This window comes from Mucilaginibacter corticis, from assembly GCF_007558865.1.
In the GTDB taxonomy this organism is placed as follows: domain Bacteria; phylum Bacteroidota; class Bacteroidia; order Sphingobacteriales; family Sphingobacteriaceae; genus Mucilaginibacter; species Mucilaginibacter corticis.
Genome location: NZ_VLPK01000002.1, coordinates 873,304 through 890,094 on the forward strand (window position 1 = coordinate 873,304; position 16,791 = coordinate 890,094).

At 48.6% G+C, this 16,791-nt stretch carries 25 protein-coding genes; all 25 read right to left on the reverse strand.

Annotated features, from left to right (window positions below; all coding sequences use genetic code 11):
* Positions 1-7 precede the first annotated feature (7 nt).
* Positions 8-328 carry a hypothetical protein gene (locus FO440_RS14460; RefSeq protein WP_144248973.1) on the reverse strand — a complete coding sequence of 107 codons (321 nt, stop codon included), beginning with the start codon at positions 326-328 and terminating at the stop codon, positions 8-10.
* A 45-nt stretch (positions 329-373) separates the two neighbouring features.
* The gene (locus FO440_RS14465) at positions 374-1,141 is read right to left on the reverse strand and encodes a metallophosphoesterase (RefSeq protein WP_144248974.1); all 768 of its coding nucleotides are present in this window, start codon (positions 1,139-1,141) and stop codon (positions 374-376) included.
* A 60-nt stretch (positions 1,142-1,201) separates the two neighbouring features.
* Complete coding sequence (locus FO440_RS14470; RefSeq protein WP_246104224.1) at positions 1,202-1,816, reverse strand: nucleotidyl transferase AbiEii/AbiGii toxin family protein; 615 nt, start codon at positions 1,814-1,816, stop codon at positions 1,202-1,204.
* A 55-nt stretch (positions 1,817-1,871) separates the two neighbouring features.
* A complete protein-coding gene (locus tag FO440_RS14475; protein ID WP_144248976.1) occupies positions 1,872-2,366 on the reverse strand; it encodes a helix-turn-helix transcriptional regulator in 495 nt (164 codons plus the stop codon).
* Between the two features lie 79 nt (positions 2,367-2,445).
* Entirely contained in the window at positions 2,446-2,844 is a 399-nt protein-coding gene (locus tag FO440_RS14480; RefSeq protein ID WP_144248977.1) for a hypothetical protein, read from the reverse strand.
* Positions 2,845-2,887: 43 nt separating this feature from the next.
* Complete coding sequence (locus tag FO440_RS14485; RefSeq protein WP_144248978.1) at positions 2,888-3,697, reverse strand: DUF4138 domain-containing protein; 810 nt, start codon at positions 3,695-3,697, stop codon at positions 2,888-2,890.
* Positions 3,694-4,758: a conjugative transposon protein TraM gene (locus FO440_RS14490; RefSeq protein WP_144248979.1), complete on the reverse strand. Its 1,065-nt coding sequence runs from the start codon at positions 4,756-4,758 to the stop codon at positions 3,694-3,696. Before FO440_RS14490 ends, FO440_RS14485 begins: the two co-directional genes overlap by 4 nt.
* Positions 4,755-5,009: a hypothetical protein gene (locus FO440_RS14495; RefSeq protein ID WP_144248980.1), complete on the reverse strand. Its 255-nt coding sequence runs from the start codon at positions 5,007-5,009 to the stop codon at positions 4,755-4,757. Before FO440_RS14495 ends, FO440_RS14490 begins: the two co-directional genes overlap by 4 nt.
* Positions 4,987-5,601, reverse strand: a complete 615-nt coding sequence (gene traK, locus FO440_RS14500; protein WP_144248981.1) for a conjugative transposon protein TraK — start codon at positions 5,599-5,601, stop codon at positions 4,987-4,989. The genes FO440_RS14495 and traK overlap by 23 nt, the downstream gene beginning before the upstream one ends.
* A 10-nt stretch (positions 5,602-5,611) precedes the next feature.
* A complete protein-coding gene (locus tag FO440_RS14505; protein WP_144248982.1) occupies positions 5,612-6,766 on the reverse strand; it encodes a plasmid transfer protein in 1,155 nt (384 codons plus the stop codon).
* Complete coding sequence (locus FO440_RS14510) at positions 6,766-7,545, reverse strand: hypothetical protein (RefSeq protein ID WP_144248983.1); 780 nt, start codon at positions 7,543-7,545, stop codon at positions 6,766-6,768. The genes FO440_RS14505 and FO440_RS14510 overlap by 1 nt, the downstream gene beginning before the upstream one ends.
* Positions 7,542-8,207, reverse strand: coding sequence for a hypothetical protein (locus FO440_RS14515; RefSeq protein WP_144248984.1), 666 nt, complete (start codon positions 8,205-8,207; stop codon positions 7,542-7,544). Before FO440_RS14515 ends, FO440_RS14510 begins: the two co-directional genes overlap by 4 nt.
* Positions 8,204-8,872, reverse strand: a complete 669-nt coding sequence (locus tag FO440_RS14520) for a hypothetical protein (protein WP_144248985.1) — start codon at positions 8,870-8,872, stop codon at positions 8,204-8,206. The genes FO440_RS14515 and FO440_RS14520 overlap by 4 nt, the downstream gene beginning before the upstream one ends.
* Positions 8,869-9,531, reverse strand: coding sequence for a hypothetical protein (locus FO440_RS14525; RefSeq protein WP_144248986.1), 663 nt, complete (start codon positions 9,529-9,531; stop codon positions 8,869-8,871). Before FO440_RS14525 ends, FO440_RS14520 begins: the two co-directional genes overlap by 4 nt.
* Entirely contained in the window at positions 9,528-11,936 is a 2,409-nt protein-coding gene (locus FO440_RS14530) for a TraG family conjugative transposon ATPase (protein WP_144248987.1), read from the reverse strand. Before FO440_RS14530 ends, FO440_RS14525 begins: the two co-directional genes overlap by 4 nt.
* Entirely contained in the window at positions 11,917-12,222 is a 306-nt protein-coding gene (locus FO440_RS14535) for a plasmid transfer protein (protein WP_144248988.1), read from the reverse strand. Before FO440_RS14535 ends, FO440_RS14530 begins: the two co-directional genes overlap by 20 nt.
* The gene (locus FO440_RS14540) at positions 12,222-12,530 is read right to left on the reverse strand and encodes a DUF4134 domain-containing protein (protein ID WP_144248989.1); all 309 of its coding nucleotides are present in this window, start codon (positions 12,528-12,530) and stop codon (positions 12,222-12,224) included. Before FO440_RS14540 ends, FO440_RS14535 begins: the two co-directional genes overlap by 1 nt.
* Positions 12,531-12,552: 22 nt before the next feature.
* Positions 12,553-12,846: a DUF4134 domain-containing protein gene (locus tag FO440_RS14545; protein ID WP_144248990.1), complete on the reverse strand. Its 294-nt coding sequence runs from the start codon at positions 12,844-12,846 to the stop codon at positions 12,553-12,555.
* Between the two features lies 1 nt (position 12,847).
* Positions 12,848-13,153 carry a hypothetical protein gene (locus FO440_RS14550; protein ID WP_144248991.1) on the reverse strand — a complete coding sequence of 102 codons (306 nt, stop codon included), beginning with the start codon at positions 13,151-13,153 and terminating at the stop codon, positions 12,848-12,850.
* Positions 13,150-13,443: a hypothetical protein gene (locus FO440_RS14555; protein WP_144248992.1), complete on the reverse strand. Its 294-nt coding sequence runs from the start codon at positions 13,441-13,443 to the stop codon at positions 13,150-13,152. The genes FO440_RS14550 and FO440_RS14555 overlap by 4 nt, the downstream gene beginning before the upstream one ends.
* Positions 13,436-14,059 carry a ParA family protein gene (locus FO440_RS14560; RefSeq protein WP_144248993.1) on the reverse strand — a complete coding sequence of 208 codons (624 nt, stop codon included), beginning with the start codon at positions 14,057-14,059 and terminating at the stop codon, positions 13,436-13,438. The genes FO440_RS14555 and FO440_RS14560 overlap by 8 nt, the downstream gene beginning before the upstream one ends.
* 1 nt (position 14,060) lies before the next feature.
* Positions 14,061-14,783: a phosphoadenosine phosphosulfate reductase domain-containing protein gene (locus tag FO440_RS14565; protein ID WP_144248994.1), complete on the reverse strand. Its 723-nt coding sequence runs from the start codon at positions 14,781-14,783 to the stop codon at positions 14,061-14,063.
* A gap of 17 nt (positions 14,784-14,800) precedes the next feature.
* Positions 14,801-15,817, reverse strand: a complete 1,017-nt coding sequence (locus FO440_RS14570) for a relaxase/mobilization nuclease domain-containing protein (protein ID WP_144248995.1) — start codon at positions 15,815-15,817, stop codon at positions 14,801-14,803.
* A gap of 53 nt (positions 15,818-15,870) precedes the next feature.
* A complete protein-coding gene (locus FO440_RS14575) occupies positions 15,871-16,281 on the reverse strand; it encodes a plasmid mobilization protein (RefSeq protein ID WP_144248996.1) in 411 nt (136 codons plus the stop codon).
* Between the two features lie 143 nt (positions 16,282-16,424).
* Positions 16,425-16,565, reverse strand: coding sequence for a hypothetical protein (locus FO440_RS24480; RefSeq protein WP_186292681.1), 141 nt, complete (start codon positions 16,563-16,565; stop codon positions 16,425-16,427).
* Positions 16,566-16,791 lie beyond the last annotated feature (226 nt).

The following is a 16,791-nucleotide window of genomic DNA, read 5'->3' on the forward strand; positions in this document are numbered from 1 at the left end:
AACGTGTCTAATCGTTTAGATATTCGGCGATCAGTGCAATAATAGAATAGCGCAGGAAACGGTCATCCTCATTTTTGGGAAACCCGGTATCACGCATCAATCCTGAACAAAGTGTGACGAGGTTAATGACCTCGTAGTGAAGGATGCTGGCAGAAAAAAAACGGAGGTAGGTTTCTTCAAACTCTTCCTCCAATATGTTCGCGATATAATCATAGCGCAAACCAAGGGCTTCGCGGCCTTCGGCTTCGATCATGATTTCAAACGGATCGGACATGGGAATTTCTCCAGGCTCGGGGGATGCCCGGCCGGGGTTAAATAATGTAGCCATGATTTTAGGAAAATAAAAAAGCCGCTGGTTGAGCGGCTTGCTGGTCTAAGAGATAATTTTTATTGTTTTTTGATGGTCGAATAATAGGTGCTCGTTGTTTCTCACGTACCCGAGTTGATTGGTGAGCATTGTTGTTTTACCGATTTTAAAATCAGCGATGTTTTGGTGATGGTGCCCATAGATCCAATAGTCCGGGCCTTGTTCGTAAATATAATCCGTCAAATTAACTGCAAATGCTTCGTTCAATACATCGCCGAAATATTCAGGTGGGTAATTCATGAAAGTAGGCACATGGTGGGTCACTACTATTTTGATTAAGCGCGGATCGGCTGTTGCCAGTTCTTTTTTGATAAAGTTGACCGATTGTTGATGAACCTCGTTTAAGTCTTCGCAAGTTAACCGGTTATCGTTCACACGGATGAGGTGGAAGTCATTCATCCTCCGCTGGATCTCGATCTGGTAGTTGGGCTTTATCTTTGTCCACATGGTGGCGAGTATCAGGTGAACATTGCCAACTGTTACCGCATAATCATTTACCAAAAATACATTCGGGCGAATTTCTTCGCAAAAAATACCTGACCTGTTGTTTAGTTTGGTGTTGTAATACTCGTGATTACCAGGGATCCAATAAGCCACACCGAAGTTTTCCGAAACATAATCGAAGAACCAATCGTGGCCTTTCATGGATCTGAATTGTAGTATATCACCGCCCAATAGTAAAATATCCGCGCCCGGAGTCAATGGATTGGTTTTTAAGAAAAATTCATTTTCTATAAATTCAAGATGAAGATCGGAAGCGTATTGTATATTCATGACGCTAAATTATGCCCCCAAAAATCTACTGGTGGTAGATAAACCGAGTTTCATTTGCTTTTACCTTGTAAAACTTGGGCTTTGACGTCCCCGCTCTATGGCTTCGATTATATCTTGCTTGATGAAAGTCCATTCCTTACCACGAAGGCATTGAGGATCTTCGTCTTTATCGGCTGCTTCGAAATCGGTGAAGTTAGCCATAATTGTTTCAGGCTCGTGGGTATATTCAAATCTCGCACCGTGCAATGCCACCATTTGTTCGACCGAATAACTTTCAAGTAATTCGTGGATATCCCAAAAATCTTTTTTGCGCCCTTTTCTTTGTACAATATCCATCTTCATTGCAATAATTTCTTCCACCGTGGCCATGCGGATGTCGTTTTCGATAACCATTGGTTGGAAAAATGGATCCATTGCGTAAAATACGTCAACTTTTACACTGTTATATTTATCCTCGCCAATAATGTAACTCTTTCCAAGGCCGGGATCAGTGTTGATATCTCCAAGGATGTAAGGATAGTTCTTTAAAAAGTATTTTTCAATCGCCTTAAAATCTATTGAACCATACGGGGAATCTGTAAACAGGTCAATATCGACAGACATACGGTGACCCAGCTGTAAACTCAACGAAGTTCCCCCAACAAGCCGAAAGTCTTTGAATTCGTCGGCGTGCATAGAACGAATCAATGTATCCCGTAATCGTGTATTAACTGTATCCCAATATAACATATTATCTTTTCAAATGAGGCATGATTGGCAGATTCCCGGATGCTGTCCGGTTAAGACCGGATAATATCTCGTTAACTTTTTCAATTCCATAATAGCGATCAATTTCGTTGCGCATTGCTTGATCGCCCCGCTCGTAAACACGTCTGATTACATATTCAGCCCTTTTTTCCCAATCTATTTTTGACATGTCAACATCCCAGAAAATAACCGGGGGAATGTTCGGGCCGGGCCCTTGGGTTCGCAAACGTTCCAACTTTAGATCGTAGTGGACCTGTAAGGTCATTAATGAACCTTCTTCAAGATCCAATGCCCTTTCAATTTTTAACGCTAAACCAATATTAAGACTGCGTTTACCTTTAAGTATAGCATTGAAAGTTTGCGGATGTTCAGGCAGCGCAAGCGCAAAAGGGCGCTGATTGATATTGCGTTTAGTGAGCAAACGTTCAATAACTTTACCGGGGTGAATACCTTTATATGATTCAAATTCTTGCGTCATATTCAAATGTAAGCAAATTTGCTTATATTTCAAAATCGGGTTGTTTGGGTCCTGTAACATCGTAGAACTGATTGAAATTTTACATTTTTTGTCTGGAATGTCTTTCTGCGAAAGGTATCGCGCATGTTTCGCACAGGGTTTTAACCCACCTGTCGCCGCGAAGGTTTACTTTTTCTGTGCTTCCGCAAACTTCACATACTTTGAAGGAAAGTGCTTCGTATTCCATGATGATGTCGGTGCAATTTCCTGTCAGACCTTCCGCATAAAAGCGCAGGCCGCCGAACTTTTCTTTGATTTGCCGGATCTCACGCGTCCAGCCTGCATCGATAAGTTTTTGAATGAGTTCGGCGATGAGCCCAAACCAGCCTTCGTTGCATTCAGGGCCATATTTATATACCGGTCCTTGTTCTTTGCGGTGTGAACAAATCAATCCGCCCTCCATTTCCAGAAAATGATAAAATTCTGCTCTTGTCATCATGAGGCAAAGCTCAGTGCTATTTTGCTTGGTGGTGGTAGATAACTCAAAGATTTATGGTGTCTGCTTCCAGGATGTCTTTGTAGCTGACAGATAGGGTGATGACGCGGCCGGAGATTTGTTTTTCACTGAGTTCTATGTTCAGTACTTTATTGCCGGGGAAGGAGATCTTTTTGAAAACGACGATGTTACGATAACTATGACGGAAGGCAGGCTGGTCGAACAGGATGAATTCGGGTTTGATTTCCAGGGATTGTACGTTGGTGGCCTTGGTGATCTTTTTGTCTTCGATTTTGAAACGTAGTTCGTCGATGTCGTATTTGAGGTTGCTGTTGTTTTCATAGCCCAACGACAGTAATACATAGTCGCCTGCACTATATACATGGAATAGATTCGCTTTCAGTCCAAACGCCTGGGCGGAAGTAACGGAATGGTTTTGTTTTTTGCAAAACAGGTTGATTGCGAGGTTTTTGAGTTGGGGCTGTGAGAGGCCGATGCCGGATATGTCCAGGGGTTTCATATCGGCCGGGTTGATGTCAATTTCGGTAACGGCGTTTCTGCCGCTGTCACAGGAAACGATATGGTATTGCGCGATGTATTTTTGGCCGGTGATAGTAACAATGGCATCCGCATGTTGCACGGAATCTTTGAGTTTAAGCCGCAATACGTTTTTGAGGGGCAGATCGCCGATGATGTTCTTCTGCGAGATATCAACGTATTGGATCGGCTCGGGTGATAGAAAATGCAGGGACAGGTTTCGCGGGAGCTCGATTACAGCTAGTTCGCTAACCTTGCGGTCCTGGGCATAGGAGTGGCTGATTGAAGCTGCCAGCAGGAATAATAGGATATTTTTCATTTGTTTTCGGTATCAATTAAGTAGAGGTAAGAGTTGTATTTGATCTTGGCTTTGTCTTTTCGGATCAGCCCTGATATCGCCGAGGAGGTTGATTCAAACATTTTGCCGATGGTGCTCATGACCAGCGAGGAATTGCCGTCCAGGCTTACGCCGTTAATGGTATTGGTTCCGAGGTCTTTGGTGAAATCCCGGAAAGAAGATCCGGGGACGTAAAGCCCGGCCAGACCGTCGAGATCATAGACTTCCAGTTTGACAGGGAGTATTTTACTACCGTAAAGAATGCTCCGGACAGCCAGGTTCACCCGCTGCCCGGAAAAACCCGAGATCAGCGCGTAGAGGTAGGTGCCTTTAGTGATCAGGCAGCCGCCAGCGTTGATATCGTCAAGGAGGCGCAGGCGGATGCGGGAACCGGCATAACCCGTCAGGTTTTCATCGATGACCACTTTGATGGGGTCATCTGTGCCGCGGGGCGCGATGGTGTTAAATTCTGGAACGGTTGCTTTAGCCTTTTGAACTGCCAGGGCGGGCGGGATTTTTTGCTGTGTCTGGGCCGCGGCTTTTTTTTGCTCCGCTTTGACGGCGGGGTCGTTGGCCTTGTTCATGCTGTCGATGTAGGTCATTTGCTGCCGGAAGGTTTGCATGGGATCGTTTGCAACGGGTGCTCCCGGTGTTTGTGGTTCCGCTTTCCGTTCAACATGATTGAGCGCCTGGGCCATCACCTGGTCGCTTTGGTGGGACTTCAGCGTGCGGTTGATGGAGTCCAGGAGCTTTTTTTGTTTGTCAAAGGCTGGCTCGCCGAAAGGCTCCGCGGGTAAAACGCCCACCGCGCCGCGGCCGTCGGCATCTTTGTAGGAACTGCGGTAGGCGTCCAGTTTGTTTTCGAGTTGCTTTTTCCGGACATCTGCTGAAACGTCGCCGACGTTGCTGTTCAGCCCGTTTTCTTTTTTGACAGGTCCGGTCTTTTTACCAAAGGTGCTTTGGTAGATAAAAAAGAAGAGGCAGAGGAAAGGCAGCAGGATAACCGGGACGATGTACTTTGGTTGTTTGAAGTTGATTTTCATGGCTTGCGTTTTTTTTGAAAAAGGGCCGGTATCTTGTCAGCGGGCGGATCGGGCCGGCGGAAGATGGTGAAACAAAGAATAGCCGACGAAACCAACAGGATAACCATGAGCCAATACAAAAGACGCGGATAGCTGGCGGCCAGTCGTCTGAAAATTGTTTTAAGGTGATCAAACTGTGGCGCCAGTTCACGGCTGAGTTCGGTGACGAGGCTCGCCCCCGGGTCCCGCTTAGAAGTTATTTTTTTGAACATCGCTGAGGTCTTTATTTTCCAGGGTTTTCCAGTTAATGATCAGTACGCCATGCGGGTTGTTATCGCTGCGCGGGATGTCTTTGAGATAGCCCTCGGTGATGAGTGAGCGTGTGACGGTCGAACTGCGCCGATCTATTTTGAGTTTGCCGAAATAACGGAAATAATTTTTCGGCCTGTCTAGGGTGATCGAATCCGTTTGAAGGGTCAGCACGGAGCTCGAGGACAGGATAGAATTAAAAAATCCGTTCTCCTTCAGGTTATTGTATTCCTCCATACCCGACTGGTCGACCAGGTACATGGCCTTTTTCATCTGGTATTCGATGTATTTATCATCCGGCGTGAGTGAGAAAAAAAGCGCGTGGAACAAGTCCACGTCGGCACGGTACTCGGCCGGCCGGTTCATTTCCATGTCCGTTTGGCTGGCCTGTAGCGGCACGTTATGGTCAAGGATGTAAATGCTTTTGCGGGCATCCGAAACCATCCGGTAAGCAAAGGCATAAGCGACCGCGCTGACAATGACCGCGCAAATGAGGCTGCCAAACGCGATGAAAGTCGCGAGCCTGATCTTGGCTTCGATATTTTTTATTAACATAGGATGAAATTTAAAAGAAACTGCCGGTGGCGGCCGTCTTCACCGCGGTGACCGCCGAACCCGCGTGGCGGCCAAATGTCGAACTGGCGGAGCTGATCCCGGAGGTGGAGATGATCCAGGTAGAGATGCTGGGGACGGTCAGCATACATATCGCGCCAATTAAAAAGACGATGATCACGGTACCAAAGGACAAAACACCGTTACCGGCAAAGGCTGCGAAACGGGCCATGTCCGCGGTCGTGCCCTGGCCGGCGGCCAAAGCCTGGTATTTGCTGATCTCCGATTGCAGGGCGTATTCCTGCATCAGCCCGCAGAGGTACATAATGAGGTAACCGATACCCGAGTACAAATTCACGGAGATAAAGCGTGCCACCCAGGTACTAAAACTATCGCGGAAGGCCGGTAGTATACTCACAGCGACCGAAAAGGGGCCCAGGATGATGAGGACGGATGAGTAAATGATCTGGATCATAAAAATAATATAGACCGCCAGCCGCAGGATCCAGATACCCAGCAGCTCAAGCAGTTGGGTTAACAGGAGCTGCATACCGATCGTGAGCCGGTTTTTCAGATCAAGGAGCGGGGATACAACGGAGGAAATTCCCTGCTTTATGCTGCTGGTCACCGAGTCCCAGGCCTGCCCGTACCAGGTGTCACTTTCCTTTTCGGCTACCTGTGCCTGCGCCTGGTAACTGTAGAGCGAATCGGCTACCTGCACCATGAGTGCCGCGCGCTGGAAACGTAAGCCATCTACCGTTCCTTGCACACTGTCGAACATTTGTTCTGTCTGACCGGCCACCAGGTCGGTAGGGAACGCGACCATTTTAACAAAACCGCCCCACCACAGGATCACCATGGCCAGCCCGAAGGGCCTTAACAATGGCATGATCTCCATATCTTTATCGCCGACCATCAGTTCATAGGAGCGGATGGCAAAAAAGATGATCATAAAAATAGCGGCAAGCGCCTGCGCGTCCGCTATAAAAAGATCAAAATGCGCCCAGATCGATTCTTTGAGCCCGCCGAGAAAGGTCATAACCCCGGTCTCGTAAACCCCGTCGCCCTGTAAGTATTGTAAAGTCTGTTTATACTTGGCGGTGTCGATGGTCTGCGCAAAGCCCGCGTTGCAAAATAACAGCAGGATAATCAATAGTTTTTTCTTCATCAGTATTTGGCATTAAGAAGAACCTTATTCGCGATCTGCACGTCGCTGCCGGGAGTCCAGGTCGTAACGGGTGTTGTGGAAAGCGTAACCTGCTTTTGTGCCGCCTGCATGTTGAGTGTCATTTGCGCGGCCGAAACCCGCACGGCCCAAACACCGGACAGCCGTTCGTAGTCCCGGAGCATGCGGTAATAGGCCATGATCCGCGAACCACGGTCCATATTCGTCGTCCTTGCCCCGTTGAGCCGTTCTTTGAGCATGGATAATTCGCTACTGTACCAGCCATACATACCGTCTGATAAAAGGGCGGCGCTGACCTTTGGGGGCAGCGGACCTAAAAGAGTGGCCGGGGAATAATTAAGCAGCGGGCTGAACTGTTGCCGGTAATACAGTAGCCATAAAGGATCTGCATCGGACAATAAGCCGGATTGCGAAGCGATTTGTGATAGCGCGGTGGTCCGTAGGGTGTCGGATTGCAACTTATAGCGATCATCCGTATTGTCCATCGCCGCTACCAGCGCCAGCCTTTGCGTTTGCGGACCGGTGGGTGACAATGGCCGCAGGTCCGTTTTGTGGTAATTGGGGTCAAAAAGGCCCCAGACCAGCCAGTAATACGGATTGGTATGCAGGAAACCCGGGTGCGGGTAAAAGTTGTTTTGGTTCCATTGCTGGAAAACCATGCGTTGCGATTGGTTGTCGACCGCATCGTCTTTGATGACGGACTGGGCAAAAAGTCGGGCGCTAAACAATAGCCCGGTTAGGAGTATGCGTAGTTTTTTCATGGGTGTTGTAAGTATTTAGCATTGTTAACGATTTGTTGGACATAAGCTTTATCGTGGTTGATAAAGTTCTGCCAGGGATTGACGGAAGCGAGCAGGCCCCGTGCTCCGGCCCAGTACATGGCGCGCCAGGCACCATAGGCGAGCGCGTCGAGGATCTGCAGTTGCCGAATGACGTTTTGGAGTAACTGGTCGCGTGCATTGTAGTCAGCCATGATATGACTGCCTTCTTTAAGCGCAAAGCCGGAAACCTCGGAAACAAGCCCGACCGAGCGCAGCTGAATTTCATGTTCGATGCCGGTCGCAAACAGCAGCAGGTAAGGTTGGGACCTGGCTAAATTCAGGCATTGTTGCAAATAGTTCGTAATGTCGGCTGTCAGCACCACCATGTTCTTCACCGCCAGTCCGTCCTTTAGGGCCGAATTGACATTGGCCATCGCGTTATAAATGATGGTTTGCGCAGCGACCACCGAGCCTGTGTTGACATTGATGTCGTCCAGGCTGCGGTTGATCTTTTTCAAATAATCATCGTGCGTTAGCTCGGCGCTCATCCGGGCCGCCTGGTTGGCCTCCACTGATTCGAGGTATTTGTAATCGATCACGTATTGCTGCGCTTTGGTTGAAAGCGAAAAGCATAAAGCGAAAAGCATAAATCTGATCTTCATTTTTTGAGGTATTTGGCGTTTTGGAGGATGCTTTGGGCCATATTCTTGTCCAGGTCGACATAGTTCTGAAAGGGCTTCAACGAACGTAGTACCGTATGCAGATTAGCATAGGTGAGCGTTTGGACGAGATTCCCCGATAACTCCTGCAAAACACTTAATTGTCGGGTTACGTCGTCAAAGAGCAGTTTGCGGTCCGAAGCCTTCATCTGATTAACGTCACCGATGGAAAGTGTCAACGCGGTGACATAGGCCAAAAGCGATTCGGCTTTTCCGGCAAATTCGATTTCGGTTTGTGTCCCTAATAAGGCAATGGCCGGGTTCTTTTCAGTCAGGCTAATGATCTGTCCCTGGTTGGCAATGATCCGGCTGAGCATAGGTTTGGCTTCGATGCCGATTTCAGCGGCCGAGACCGCTGTACTCAAGGTATGGTAACGCTGCTGCAGTGTCCGGGAAATATTTTTGAGTTTTTGGAGTAAAGTCAGGTTCGCCTGCTCATTGGCGCTGACCGTTGCCTGGTTGTTCCGCGCGTTAACCTGCCGGGTGTGTTCATTTTTCGATTGGTTGATCAACTGGTGCATTTCAATTACGTCGATCGTACTTTGCTGGCTGAAAGCTTTGATGAAACCAGCCATGAAAAACATCAACAGCGTTATGCTTTTTTTCATGGCTTCAGGTATTTTGCATGATTGGTCACATCATTAGCAATACGCACATCGTCGTTCTTCCAGGTTTCCCAGGGGTTCAATGAACGCCACAGCCCGCGCATTTTCGCCCAGTACATCGAGCGCTGCATCCCATAGGCGATACCGCGGAGGATCTGCATTTCGGTTTGAATATGGTACAACAGTTTACCGCGCTCCCCTGAATCCATGAGGTTGGTCCCGCCGCTTTTTAATACAAAGGCGCTGACATCGGCAGCCAGCGTCACGGCGCGGGTTTCAAACTCACGGGTGCCTTCTTCGGCAAATAATAAGAGTACCGGGTCCGATTTGGCCAGCGTAACAGCCTGCCCGACATCTTTAACGATGTCGGTGCCGCAATCGGCGATCTCTTTGACACTGGCCAGGTTGTTCAGCACCGAAGCGACCTGGCTCAAACCTGTATAGATGTCATTTTGCAGTTTATTGACGATCGTCAGCTGCCCGGTAAGGGCAAGCTGCCCCTTTTGGATCAGGCTCAGGTTGCTGTTGGTGGTGTTGAGCTGCCCGTTGATGGTCGCACTGTTAATGGCCACGGCCGCCGAAGTGGTAGGATCGACCACTAATTCCTGCGCCCTTATGCCGTCGGCCCAAAGGCATAAAGCGAAAAGAAAAATAAGTTTCATGATTGATTGACTTGATGGATAAATGCTGACAAACTCAGCCCGCTTTGTTTAAAATCGCGGACAAACGCGTCCAGCCCGTCAGGATAGCAGCCAAATCGTTTGGTATAGCTTTCTACAGCCGATTTTTCGGGCTTCTCCGTCGTATAGGTCAGGTATTGCTCGAGCGAGACTTCAACCCCGTAAATTTCGCCAACCGAACCGCGCCGGATGTACACTTCCTTAAAACGGCTCCGCCCTTCGGTATTGTCCAGCTGGTTAATGGTAAAGATCTTTTTGCGCTCGGTCTCATTGATGGATAAGAGCGCGGCGATCTCGTTGTAATTGTCCTTGAACTTAGTTTGATCCAAAAGGCAAACGGTATCCGAATTATTCAGGATGCTGTCCTTGACGACCGCGTTGCCAATAATATCGCCGAGTTCCTGGGTCACCACAATGGCTTCGCCCCAAAACTTCCGCACGGTCTTATAGAGGTACAATAAATAACCGGCCATCATGGGGCTGGCGATCGCTTTCCAGGCTTCCTCGACACAAAGACATTTGCGCCTGTCGGAACGGAAACGCATCTTTTGGATAAAGACGTCCATAATTATGAGCGTCACGATCGGGAACAAGATCCGCGACTCTTTGATGGAATCGATCTCAAAAACGATAAAGCGTTCGGTAAAGAGCGATTGATCGGCCGGCTCATTCAAAATCGCCGCATACGCGCCGCCCTGGTAGAACTTTTTCAGCACGTAGCGGAATTCGTCGAGATCAAAAAAAATTTGTTCCTCTTTTTTGATCTCTGGTATTTTATGGAGCGCGAACAGATAAAAACTGTTGAAATTCAGCGTTTCGCCACTGGCAAAGAATTGTTCGTAATAGGCGGTGATCACATGGGCGATCACATCCCTTTCTACCTGGTTGAAGGTTCCGTCGGCCCCTTTCCATAAAAGTCCGATGAGGGTGCTTAAAAAGTCTTTTTTTTCAATATTATATTCGTCCGGCCTGATCTGAAAAGGGTTCATGGTAATGGGCCGCTCATCCGTATAGGTAATATACTTGCCCTTATAATAACTGCAGAGCCCCGAATAGGAGTGGCCCGTGTCTACAATGACCATGTCCATGTTATAGCCCATGTACTGCTCGATGAGCGCGTTCATAAAGAACGACTTGCCGGAGCCGCTTGGGCCTAAAACAAATTTGTTCCGGTTATTGATGCGGTTCGTGCGCATCGGCAGATCAGCGGGGTCAATGCCAACCGGGATACCCTGCCGGTCGGTAAAACGGATCAGGAAATCCGAGGGCTCGTCTTGCTGCATGGCTTCCTTAAAAAAGAAACATAGTGCCGCCTCGCAGGTGGTCAGAAACCAATCGTACGCTTTTAATTCTACCGCGTTCCCGGGCAGCGCGCATCGAAAGAGTTCCAGTTGGTTATAGGCGTTTTTGCTTGGGATGATACCTAGAGAGAAAAGCGCACTTTCTATGAAGTTGCAGGATTTCTGTAAGGTGTCGCCGGGTGCTGCGACCACGATATTGAAATGGCAGTTCACCAGTAACTGGTTTTCCCGCGCGACATCGTTCAGTAGCAGATCTATATCGGCGACGCAGATCTGGTTGGCCGGGTCGGGGATACCCGAATGGCGTTTTTTCTTTTGCTCCAGTTTGCGTAAAGTACCGCTCTGGTTAACAATTTCAATGACCTGATTATACAGGATGGCATCAAAATCCGGCACCTTGAACAGGAAGGACAGGAAATCTACAGGGAAGCCTCTTAATGTGTCCTTTTCATGGAGCTCGATATAGCTGCTGACCTGTAGCGGCAATTCAATTTTATCGATATTGATCAGGCTGATGCTCCGCACCGAACGCGGTCCCATTTCCAGTTCTGTAGCCGTGGGCCGGATATTGTTAAGGGCGACCGTTCCGTTAAATTCCATGGCCAGTATCCGCATGAACAGTTCGTTGACCTCCGCTTCATCCAGTACGTGGGGCGAAGTTTTGCCGGCTGTCAGCACGTCTATCACTTTCGCGGCAGCCTGGCGGAAGTCGGGCACGACTTTGGCATCATAGGTGTAAAAAGTACCCTTTTTAACCTGCCTGGATATGGTTAGATAGGTGGCTACTTTGAGAAAGCTGCGTCCGTTGAAGTGAGCGTTGTATTTCTGTCGCAGGTACTCGCCGGCTTGTTTTTCCCGGTAAACGTCCCGGCTGACTATATCCTGTTTTTGCAGGATATAGCCGTCACCCAATAGCTTAACGATATTGACAAGTAGCTGGTGAAACTCCCCGTAAGCAGGCGCGGCGGCAGAAAAACGGGTAACGGGGTTGGTGATTTTTATGATCATGGAAAACTCACCGCCAGAGCCAATGAGCAGGCCCTGGTCGATTCCCGCATAGGGTAATTCAAAGCTTTGTTTGGCCATGTCGGTGAAGTTTTTTTAAATTACTTGGGTGAATGAGGATAGCGCTTCCGCCTGCTTTGCTGTGCAAGCCCTGTTTTTGTCTGGAGGCGACAAATACCAAGCCCCCGGCAATACAGCTGATCAGCACCAGCGTGCCGAGCCATATGTTCACAAGCGTGATGGTCAATCCGCCGAATACCAGTCCGGCCAGCAGCGCGCCGATGCCCCAATAGATAAACTTGCCTTTAAAGCCGCGGTAAACAAGGGGCTTTTGCAGCCCCTTGTAGATCGGATAGGTCCGCGCCATTAGGTCAGGCCAAAGAAGGCCTTGATCACTACGGCGGACACGACCAGGAATACACAGCTGCCGCCCCAGCCCATGAGTTCTTTATTGATGTCCTGATCACCGGAGTTCCACTTGGAATAGACGCGGATTGCGCCGACAATGCCGACGATACCGCCGATCACCAGTACCACGTCTGTCACAGGGGCGACGTAGGTTTTCAGGGAGGTGGTTGCCGAGTTGATGCCGGTCACACCGTTTTGGGCAAAGCTAGTTGCAGTGCCAAGGGCGAGCACGACGGCTGTCGCCCACATTTTTTTGAGTTTGTTCATTTGAATAGAGATAAATTTTGTGTTACAGGCCAAAGACGGCCTTGAGAAAAACGCCGGCAAGGATCATGAAAATCGCAGCGAAGAACCAGGCCAATACCATTTCGTCAATTTGCGGATAACCCATCTGCCAGTTATGGTAGATGCGGACGGCGCCAACGATACCGAAAATAGCGGCCAGTACCAGCGAGCAATCCAGCGCCGAGAAGAAGGTCGACTGTAGTTGCTGCCGGGCCTGCTGCATTTCGTCGATCCCGGGTTGGGCGTTTGCCTTTGAATTCAGCAGGCCAAGGCAACAGGCAATCCATGCTTTTTTCATGTTAAAAGCTTACAGGGCGCGTGTAAATAATAGCTTCTTCGCGGCACAGGTTAAAAAGGTTTTTGAGCGACACGCCGCCGGAGCCGATAATGGGCGACTTTAAGGGTTGCGCCTTTTCAGTGGTGGTATCGGGCTTATCCGGCAGGTAGTCGATCTTTTTGGGTTCAATGTCTTCAGTTAATGTCAGTTCGCCGCTTCCGGCAGCGGACTTCATACGCTTGCTGCGCGATGCGTCAAAGGAAATGAGGCCAAGGTAATACAGCAGGTAAAGGCCCGCTACCCAGCCGGCAAAATGTAGCCAGTTCATAGATTCAATTGTTGGATGTAATGTTTTACTAAGGTTTTGATTTCGGGGTGCTGTTCGAGCAGTTGGTGAACCGAAAAGGCGACCAGTTTGGTGACATCCACACCGGTGGCCATTTTGAATTGCCCGAGGAGTTTTAGGGTATCCCGGTCAAAACGGATATGCATCAGGGACTTATGGTCACGGTTGTCATACTTGCGGATCTTTTCCAGGATTTCCGGTTCCGGCGGCGGCTTGCCCTGCTGGTGGATGTTATTGCGGAGCTGGTCGGCCAGCGATTTGATCTCATTCATATAAATACTGTTTGTAGATGGTATCAAAGGCGTTTAACACAGCAGGAAGGATCGCAGGTGGCGTGGCAAAAGTGCTGACCCGCTGGAAATCGATGCGGTCGGGCAGGGGGCTGGTCACCGTGCCCAGCTTGGCGAGCTGTTCATCCACATCCCGCTGCGTTTCATACTTTACATTGGCCTTGACCCGGTTGGGTATATAAACTATCGGAACACGCGAATTGATCTTGTGCAGTACGACCGAGAATAAAATCGTCGATTCGAAACTAAACTCGTCGTAAGCAAAAGGGCAGATGACCAGGTCGGCTGCCTCAAAGATGGCGATCAATCCGTCATCATCCAGTTTGCCCGGCAAATCAACTAAGATGATTTGCGCCGGGTCACTACTCAGGATTTCTTTCATTCCCGGGAAATGGTCCAGGCTTGCTGCCACTACGGTGTAGGGTTCGGTGTTCTCCAGCAATTTTGCCCGTTCGTACTTTTGCGCGATGGATTGCTGGTAGTCAAAGTCGATGATGGTAACCGTTCGTCGCTTCGCCTGCGTCAGGTAATTGGCAAGCAGGAGCGTAACCGTGCTTTTTCCGGCGCCGCCTTTCTGATTTCCGATAAGAATGGTCATATTAATGGCAGTGACAGGAGTAGGACGGTATCGCTTCTTCCAGGTTAAAATCAGGCCTCGCGCTTTTCGCTATGGTCAGCAATTGCTGGTAGGATACATCCGGGAAAAAGGTATTCCCTGAACGTTTTTCATCGGAGATCCATTTGTCAGCCATTTCCGGGTACGCCGCCATGAGCTTGATGATGTTATTCTTCCCCTTTAGAAAACACAGGTCGCAATTACCCTGTATAGCCGGGATCTCTAAGGTATAGGGCTTAGAAAGCCAAAAAGCATCGACCATTGCTTTGGTGATGCCTTTTTCGTAAAGCGGGAACTTTGTGACTGTACCTTTATAGGTGCTTTTATAGTTCCGGACCCGTCGTTCTTCGTCGGCCCGAAAACCGATATACTGTTCAAACTTTAAGCCAATGAGTGGCCGCAGGTAACGGCGGGCAACCATGATCTTCAATTCGACCGTACAGATGCGCCGGACCCGGTTGGGGAGGTAGCGCTTCCATTTGGTCAACGCATCGAAGCCTGTCAGTCCGGGGCTGCGCCGGTGGGTATACGCCGCGCGATGAATCTTGAAGCCTTCGTGTTTTTCAATTTCATCCAGGAATTTGTAAGTAGCCGGGTGCTCGCGGCCGGTATCTGTAAAAAGCACGATATCATCGGGCGCTGGTTCGCATAAAATAGTCATGTAGGCGGAGCTTTTACCGCCGGACAGGTTGAAGACACGGTTCATAAATATAGTATTGAATATTAGCGTTGCGTTCCACGCGTTTTTCTTTTTCTGCGACGGCCATGCACAGCAGCGTCGTCAAGGTCTTTGACGATACGGATAGGTAGCCGTATAGCTGGCTCTGTAGTTTTGGAGCCTGCTAAATCTCGTTTTGGCGTTGTGATGATTGACGTGGTTTCTTTTTGTGTATTTTCTTGCAGTAATTCTTTCAGCGGCATCACTTCGCTGCCTTTGTATGCATTCTTTTGCGCATGGTCCAGGATCGTGTAACCGTACGCGGGTTTGCCGTCTTTGGAATGGAACACGAGTTCAACCCCCATTTTGGATTTTAAGTAATTTGTCAAGCCAGCCTGGTCAAATTGCGGCGCGTATTTTTTAAAAATGGCTTTGAGCTGCCCTGCACGCTGCGGGTCCGGCGCACGCTGGGGTATTTTGTCTACATCCAAGTTTAATAGCTTCTTTCCGGACTTGATGAGCGAACCATCGTTAATCATATATCCCTGTAATTCCAGGATCAGCTTAAATTGCGACAGCGTGGAACAGCGATAGGATAAGGCCTTCGCTAAATCTTGTTCTGCGGTGATACGTTCATCAAATTTTTGAAGATTGTTGATTACTTTCACCGCGCGCACATGCTCAAAAGCGCTACTGATCTTTTTTCCTTCCAAACCTACACGGGTGCTCACGATATGTACATGGTTGTTTTCGGTGTCCTTATGAAAGAAAACCAGGTAGGGCTGGTTAGCATATCCCATCTTATTCATCCAGGCCTTCGCGATGTTTGTCAGCTCGTCCTTGCTATGTTCCCGCCCTATGGTCGAAATCGCAACATGCAACTGCGGTTCACTGATGCGTTTATTTAAAGCCGAAACGGCTTTTAAATGATTGACATAGTCCTGTGGCCGAACCTCAGTAAGCGCATCGAGCAGTTCGAAATTGACCGCTGCCATCAGTTCGGCCTGTCCCGCAGTGATCTTATCTGTATTATAATACACCCCGCCAAACCCGGCAGAGGGCTTTAAAAATTTTACCACCATAATGTAACAAATATCAGGTTACATAGCATGTTATAGTGGTAGATAGCGATGGATCAGGATCCCAGGATACGTATCAATCTTCGCAATGATATATTCAACTCGGCCCTGGTTTTGAGATGGTTTTCCAATAACAAGATAAACCGCTTTACCACTGCCGGTGATAAGACGCTTTTCAGTTTTAAAGTGTTCGCGTGATGCGCCAGTTGATTAATATTATTCCCGGAACGCCCAAGCTCGGTACTCAGTAAGCTCAATTCCCTTATCAATGCTTTCGCGTTGAGCACAGTACCGGCACCATTCCGTAGAACCTTCGTCCGAATCAGATTGGTTTTGCTGATGCTCAGGGTCTTTTCCATGTCAAGGATCAGTTTGTATTCCTCTTCCGTAAACCGTACATCAATTTTAAACGTCCGTTTGCCCTCTTGCAGCGGCGGACGCCCCTTCCGTTTCGGGTCTTCGTTCATGAAAAAACAAGTTGCGCAGTTTGACAGCTACCCGTCTAGGGCAAGATCCTTTTGTCGGAAACTCCGTTTCTGTCCGACAAAAGGACATCTTGCTCCGTAAAAAAACAAAATGTAGCGGTGTAACGGGAGGGTTGTTTTTTTGCTTAGAGTTCCCGGATAAACGTTTCTTTGCCGGTTTTTGGGTCGACTTCGACGAGTATGCGCCGGCCGTTAGGGTACTCATGGATGAATTGCCCTTGTACTTCGGTTGGCGTTGTGGTGTAATTATTTGTGATGGTTTCCATGGTTATCCCAAATTTAGCGCTTTTAGGCTGGTGTAAAAGTGTTGTTGAAAAATGTCTTTACGGTTGTATAAATTTTGTTTTTCGCCACCTGTTTTAGCGAACGGTCCACTCAGGATAATGGTGGTTTAAAGGTCATCTACAAAACAAAAGGGAGCCTTTTTGGGGCTCCCTTTGAATATCTTTGGTTCGGGAATACTCGCGTCATATCCTACGATATGGGCATTTC

What these genes read in the sequence shown, in the direction of transcription:
- FO440_RS14460 (WP_144248973.1), bottom strand. Translation starts at nt 328, where the DNA reads ATGGCTACATTATTTAACCCCGGCCGGGCATCCCCCGAGCCTGGAGAA.
- FO440_RS14465 (WP_144248974.1), bottom strand. Translation starts at nt 1,141, where the DNA reads ATGAATATACAATACGCTTCCGATCTTCATCTTGAATTTATAGAAAAT.
- FO440_RS14470 (WP_246104224.1), bottom strand. Translation starts at nt 1,816, where the DNA reads ATGCACGCCGACGAATTCAAAGACTTTCGGCTTGTTGGGGGAACTTCG.
- FO440_RS14475 (WP_144248976.1), bottom strand. Translation starts at nt 2,366, where the DNA reads ATGACGCAAGAATTTGAATCATATAAAGGTATTCACCCCGGTAAAGTT.
- FO440_RS14480 (WP_144248977.1), bottom strand. Translation starts at nt 2,844, where the DNA reads ATGATGACAAGAGCAGAATTTTATCATTTTCTGGAAATGGAGGGCGGA.
- FO440_RS14485 (WP_144248978.1), bottom strand. Translation starts at nt 3,697, where the DNA reads ATGAAAAATATCCTATTATTCCTGCTGGCAGCTTCAATCAGCCACTCC.
- FO440_RS14490 (WP_144248979.1), bottom strand. Translation starts at nt 4,758, where the DNA reads ATGAAAATCAACTTCAAACAACCAAAGTACATCGTCCCGGTTATCCTG.
- FO440_RS14495 (WP_144248980.1), bottom strand. Translation starts at nt 5,009, where the DNA reads ATGTTCAAAAAAATAACTTCTAAGCGGGACCCGGGGGCGAGCCTCGTC.
- traK (WP_144248981.1), bottom strand. Translation starts at nt 5,601, where the DNA reads ATGTTAATAAAAAATATCGAAGCCAAGATCAGGCTCGCGACTTTCATC.
- FO440_RS14505 (WP_144248982.1), bottom strand. Translation starts at nt 6,766, where the DNA reads ATGAAGAAAAAACTATTGATTATCCTGCTGTTATTTTGCAACGCGGGC.
- FO440_RS14510 (WP_144248983.1), bottom strand. Translation starts at nt 7,545, where the DNA reads ATGAAAAAACTACGCATACTCCTAACCGGGCTATTGTTTAGCGCCCGA.
- FO440_RS14515 (WP_144248984.1), bottom strand. Translation starts at nt 8,207, where the DNA reads ATGAAGATCAGATTTATGCTTTTCGCTTTATGCTTTTCGCTTTCAACC.
- FO440_RS14520 (WP_144248985.1), bottom strand. Translation starts at nt 8,872, where the DNA reads ATGAAAAAAAGCATAACGCTGTTGATGTTTTTCATGGCTGGTTTCATC.
- FO440_RS14525 (WP_144248986.1), bottom strand. Translation starts at nt 9,531, where the DNA reads ATGAAACTTATTTTTCTTTTCGCTTTATGCCTTTGGGCCGACGGCATA.
- FO440_RS14530 (WP_144248987.1), bottom strand. Translation starts at nt 11,936, where the DNA reads ATGGCCAAACAAAGCTTTGAATTACCCTATGCGGGAATCGACCAGGGC.
- FO440_RS14535 (WP_144248988.1), bottom strand. Translation starts at nt 12,222, where the DNA reads ATGGCGCGGACCTATCCGATCTACAAGGGGCTGCAAAAGCCCCTTGTT.
- FO440_RS14540 (WP_144248989.1), bottom strand. Translation starts at nt 12,530, where the DNA reads ATGAACAAACTCAAAAAAATGTGGGCGACAGCCGTCGTGCTCGCCCTT.
- FO440_RS14545 (WP_144248990.1), bottom strand. Translation starts at nt 12,846, where the DNA reads ATGAAAAAAGCATGGATTGCCTGTTGCCTTGGCCTGCTGAATTCAAAG.
- FO440_RS14550 (WP_144248991.1), bottom strand. Translation starts at nt 13,153, where the DNA reads ATGAACTGGCTACATTTTGCCGGCTGGGTAGCGGGCCTTTACCTGCTG.
- FO440_RS14555 (WP_144248992.1), bottom strand. Translation starts at nt 13,443, where the DNA reads ATGAATGAGATCAAATCGCTGGCCGACCAGCTCCGCAATAACATCCAC.
- FO440_RS14560 (WP_144248993.1), bottom strand. Translation starts at nt 14,059, where the DNA reads ATGACCATTCTTATCGGAAATCAGAAAGGCGGCGCCGGAAAAAGCACG.
- FO440_RS14565 (WP_144248994.1), bottom strand. Translation starts at nt 14,783, where the DNA reads ATGAACCGTGTCTTCAACCTGTCCGGCGGTAAAAGCTCCGCCTACATG.
- FO440_RS14570 (WP_144248995.1), bottom strand. Translation starts at nt 15,817, where the DNA reads ATGGTGGTAAAATTTTTAAAGCCCTCTGCCGGGTTTGGCGGGGTGTAT.
- FO440_RS14575 (WP_144248996.1), bottom strand. Translation starts at nt 16,281, where the DNA reads ATGAACGAAGACCCGAAACGGAAGGGGCGTCCGCCGCTGCAAGAGGGC.
- FO440_RS24480 (WP_186292681.1), bottom strand. Translation starts at nt 16,565, where the DNA reads ATGGAAACCATCACAAATAATTACACCACAACGCCAACCGAAGTACAA.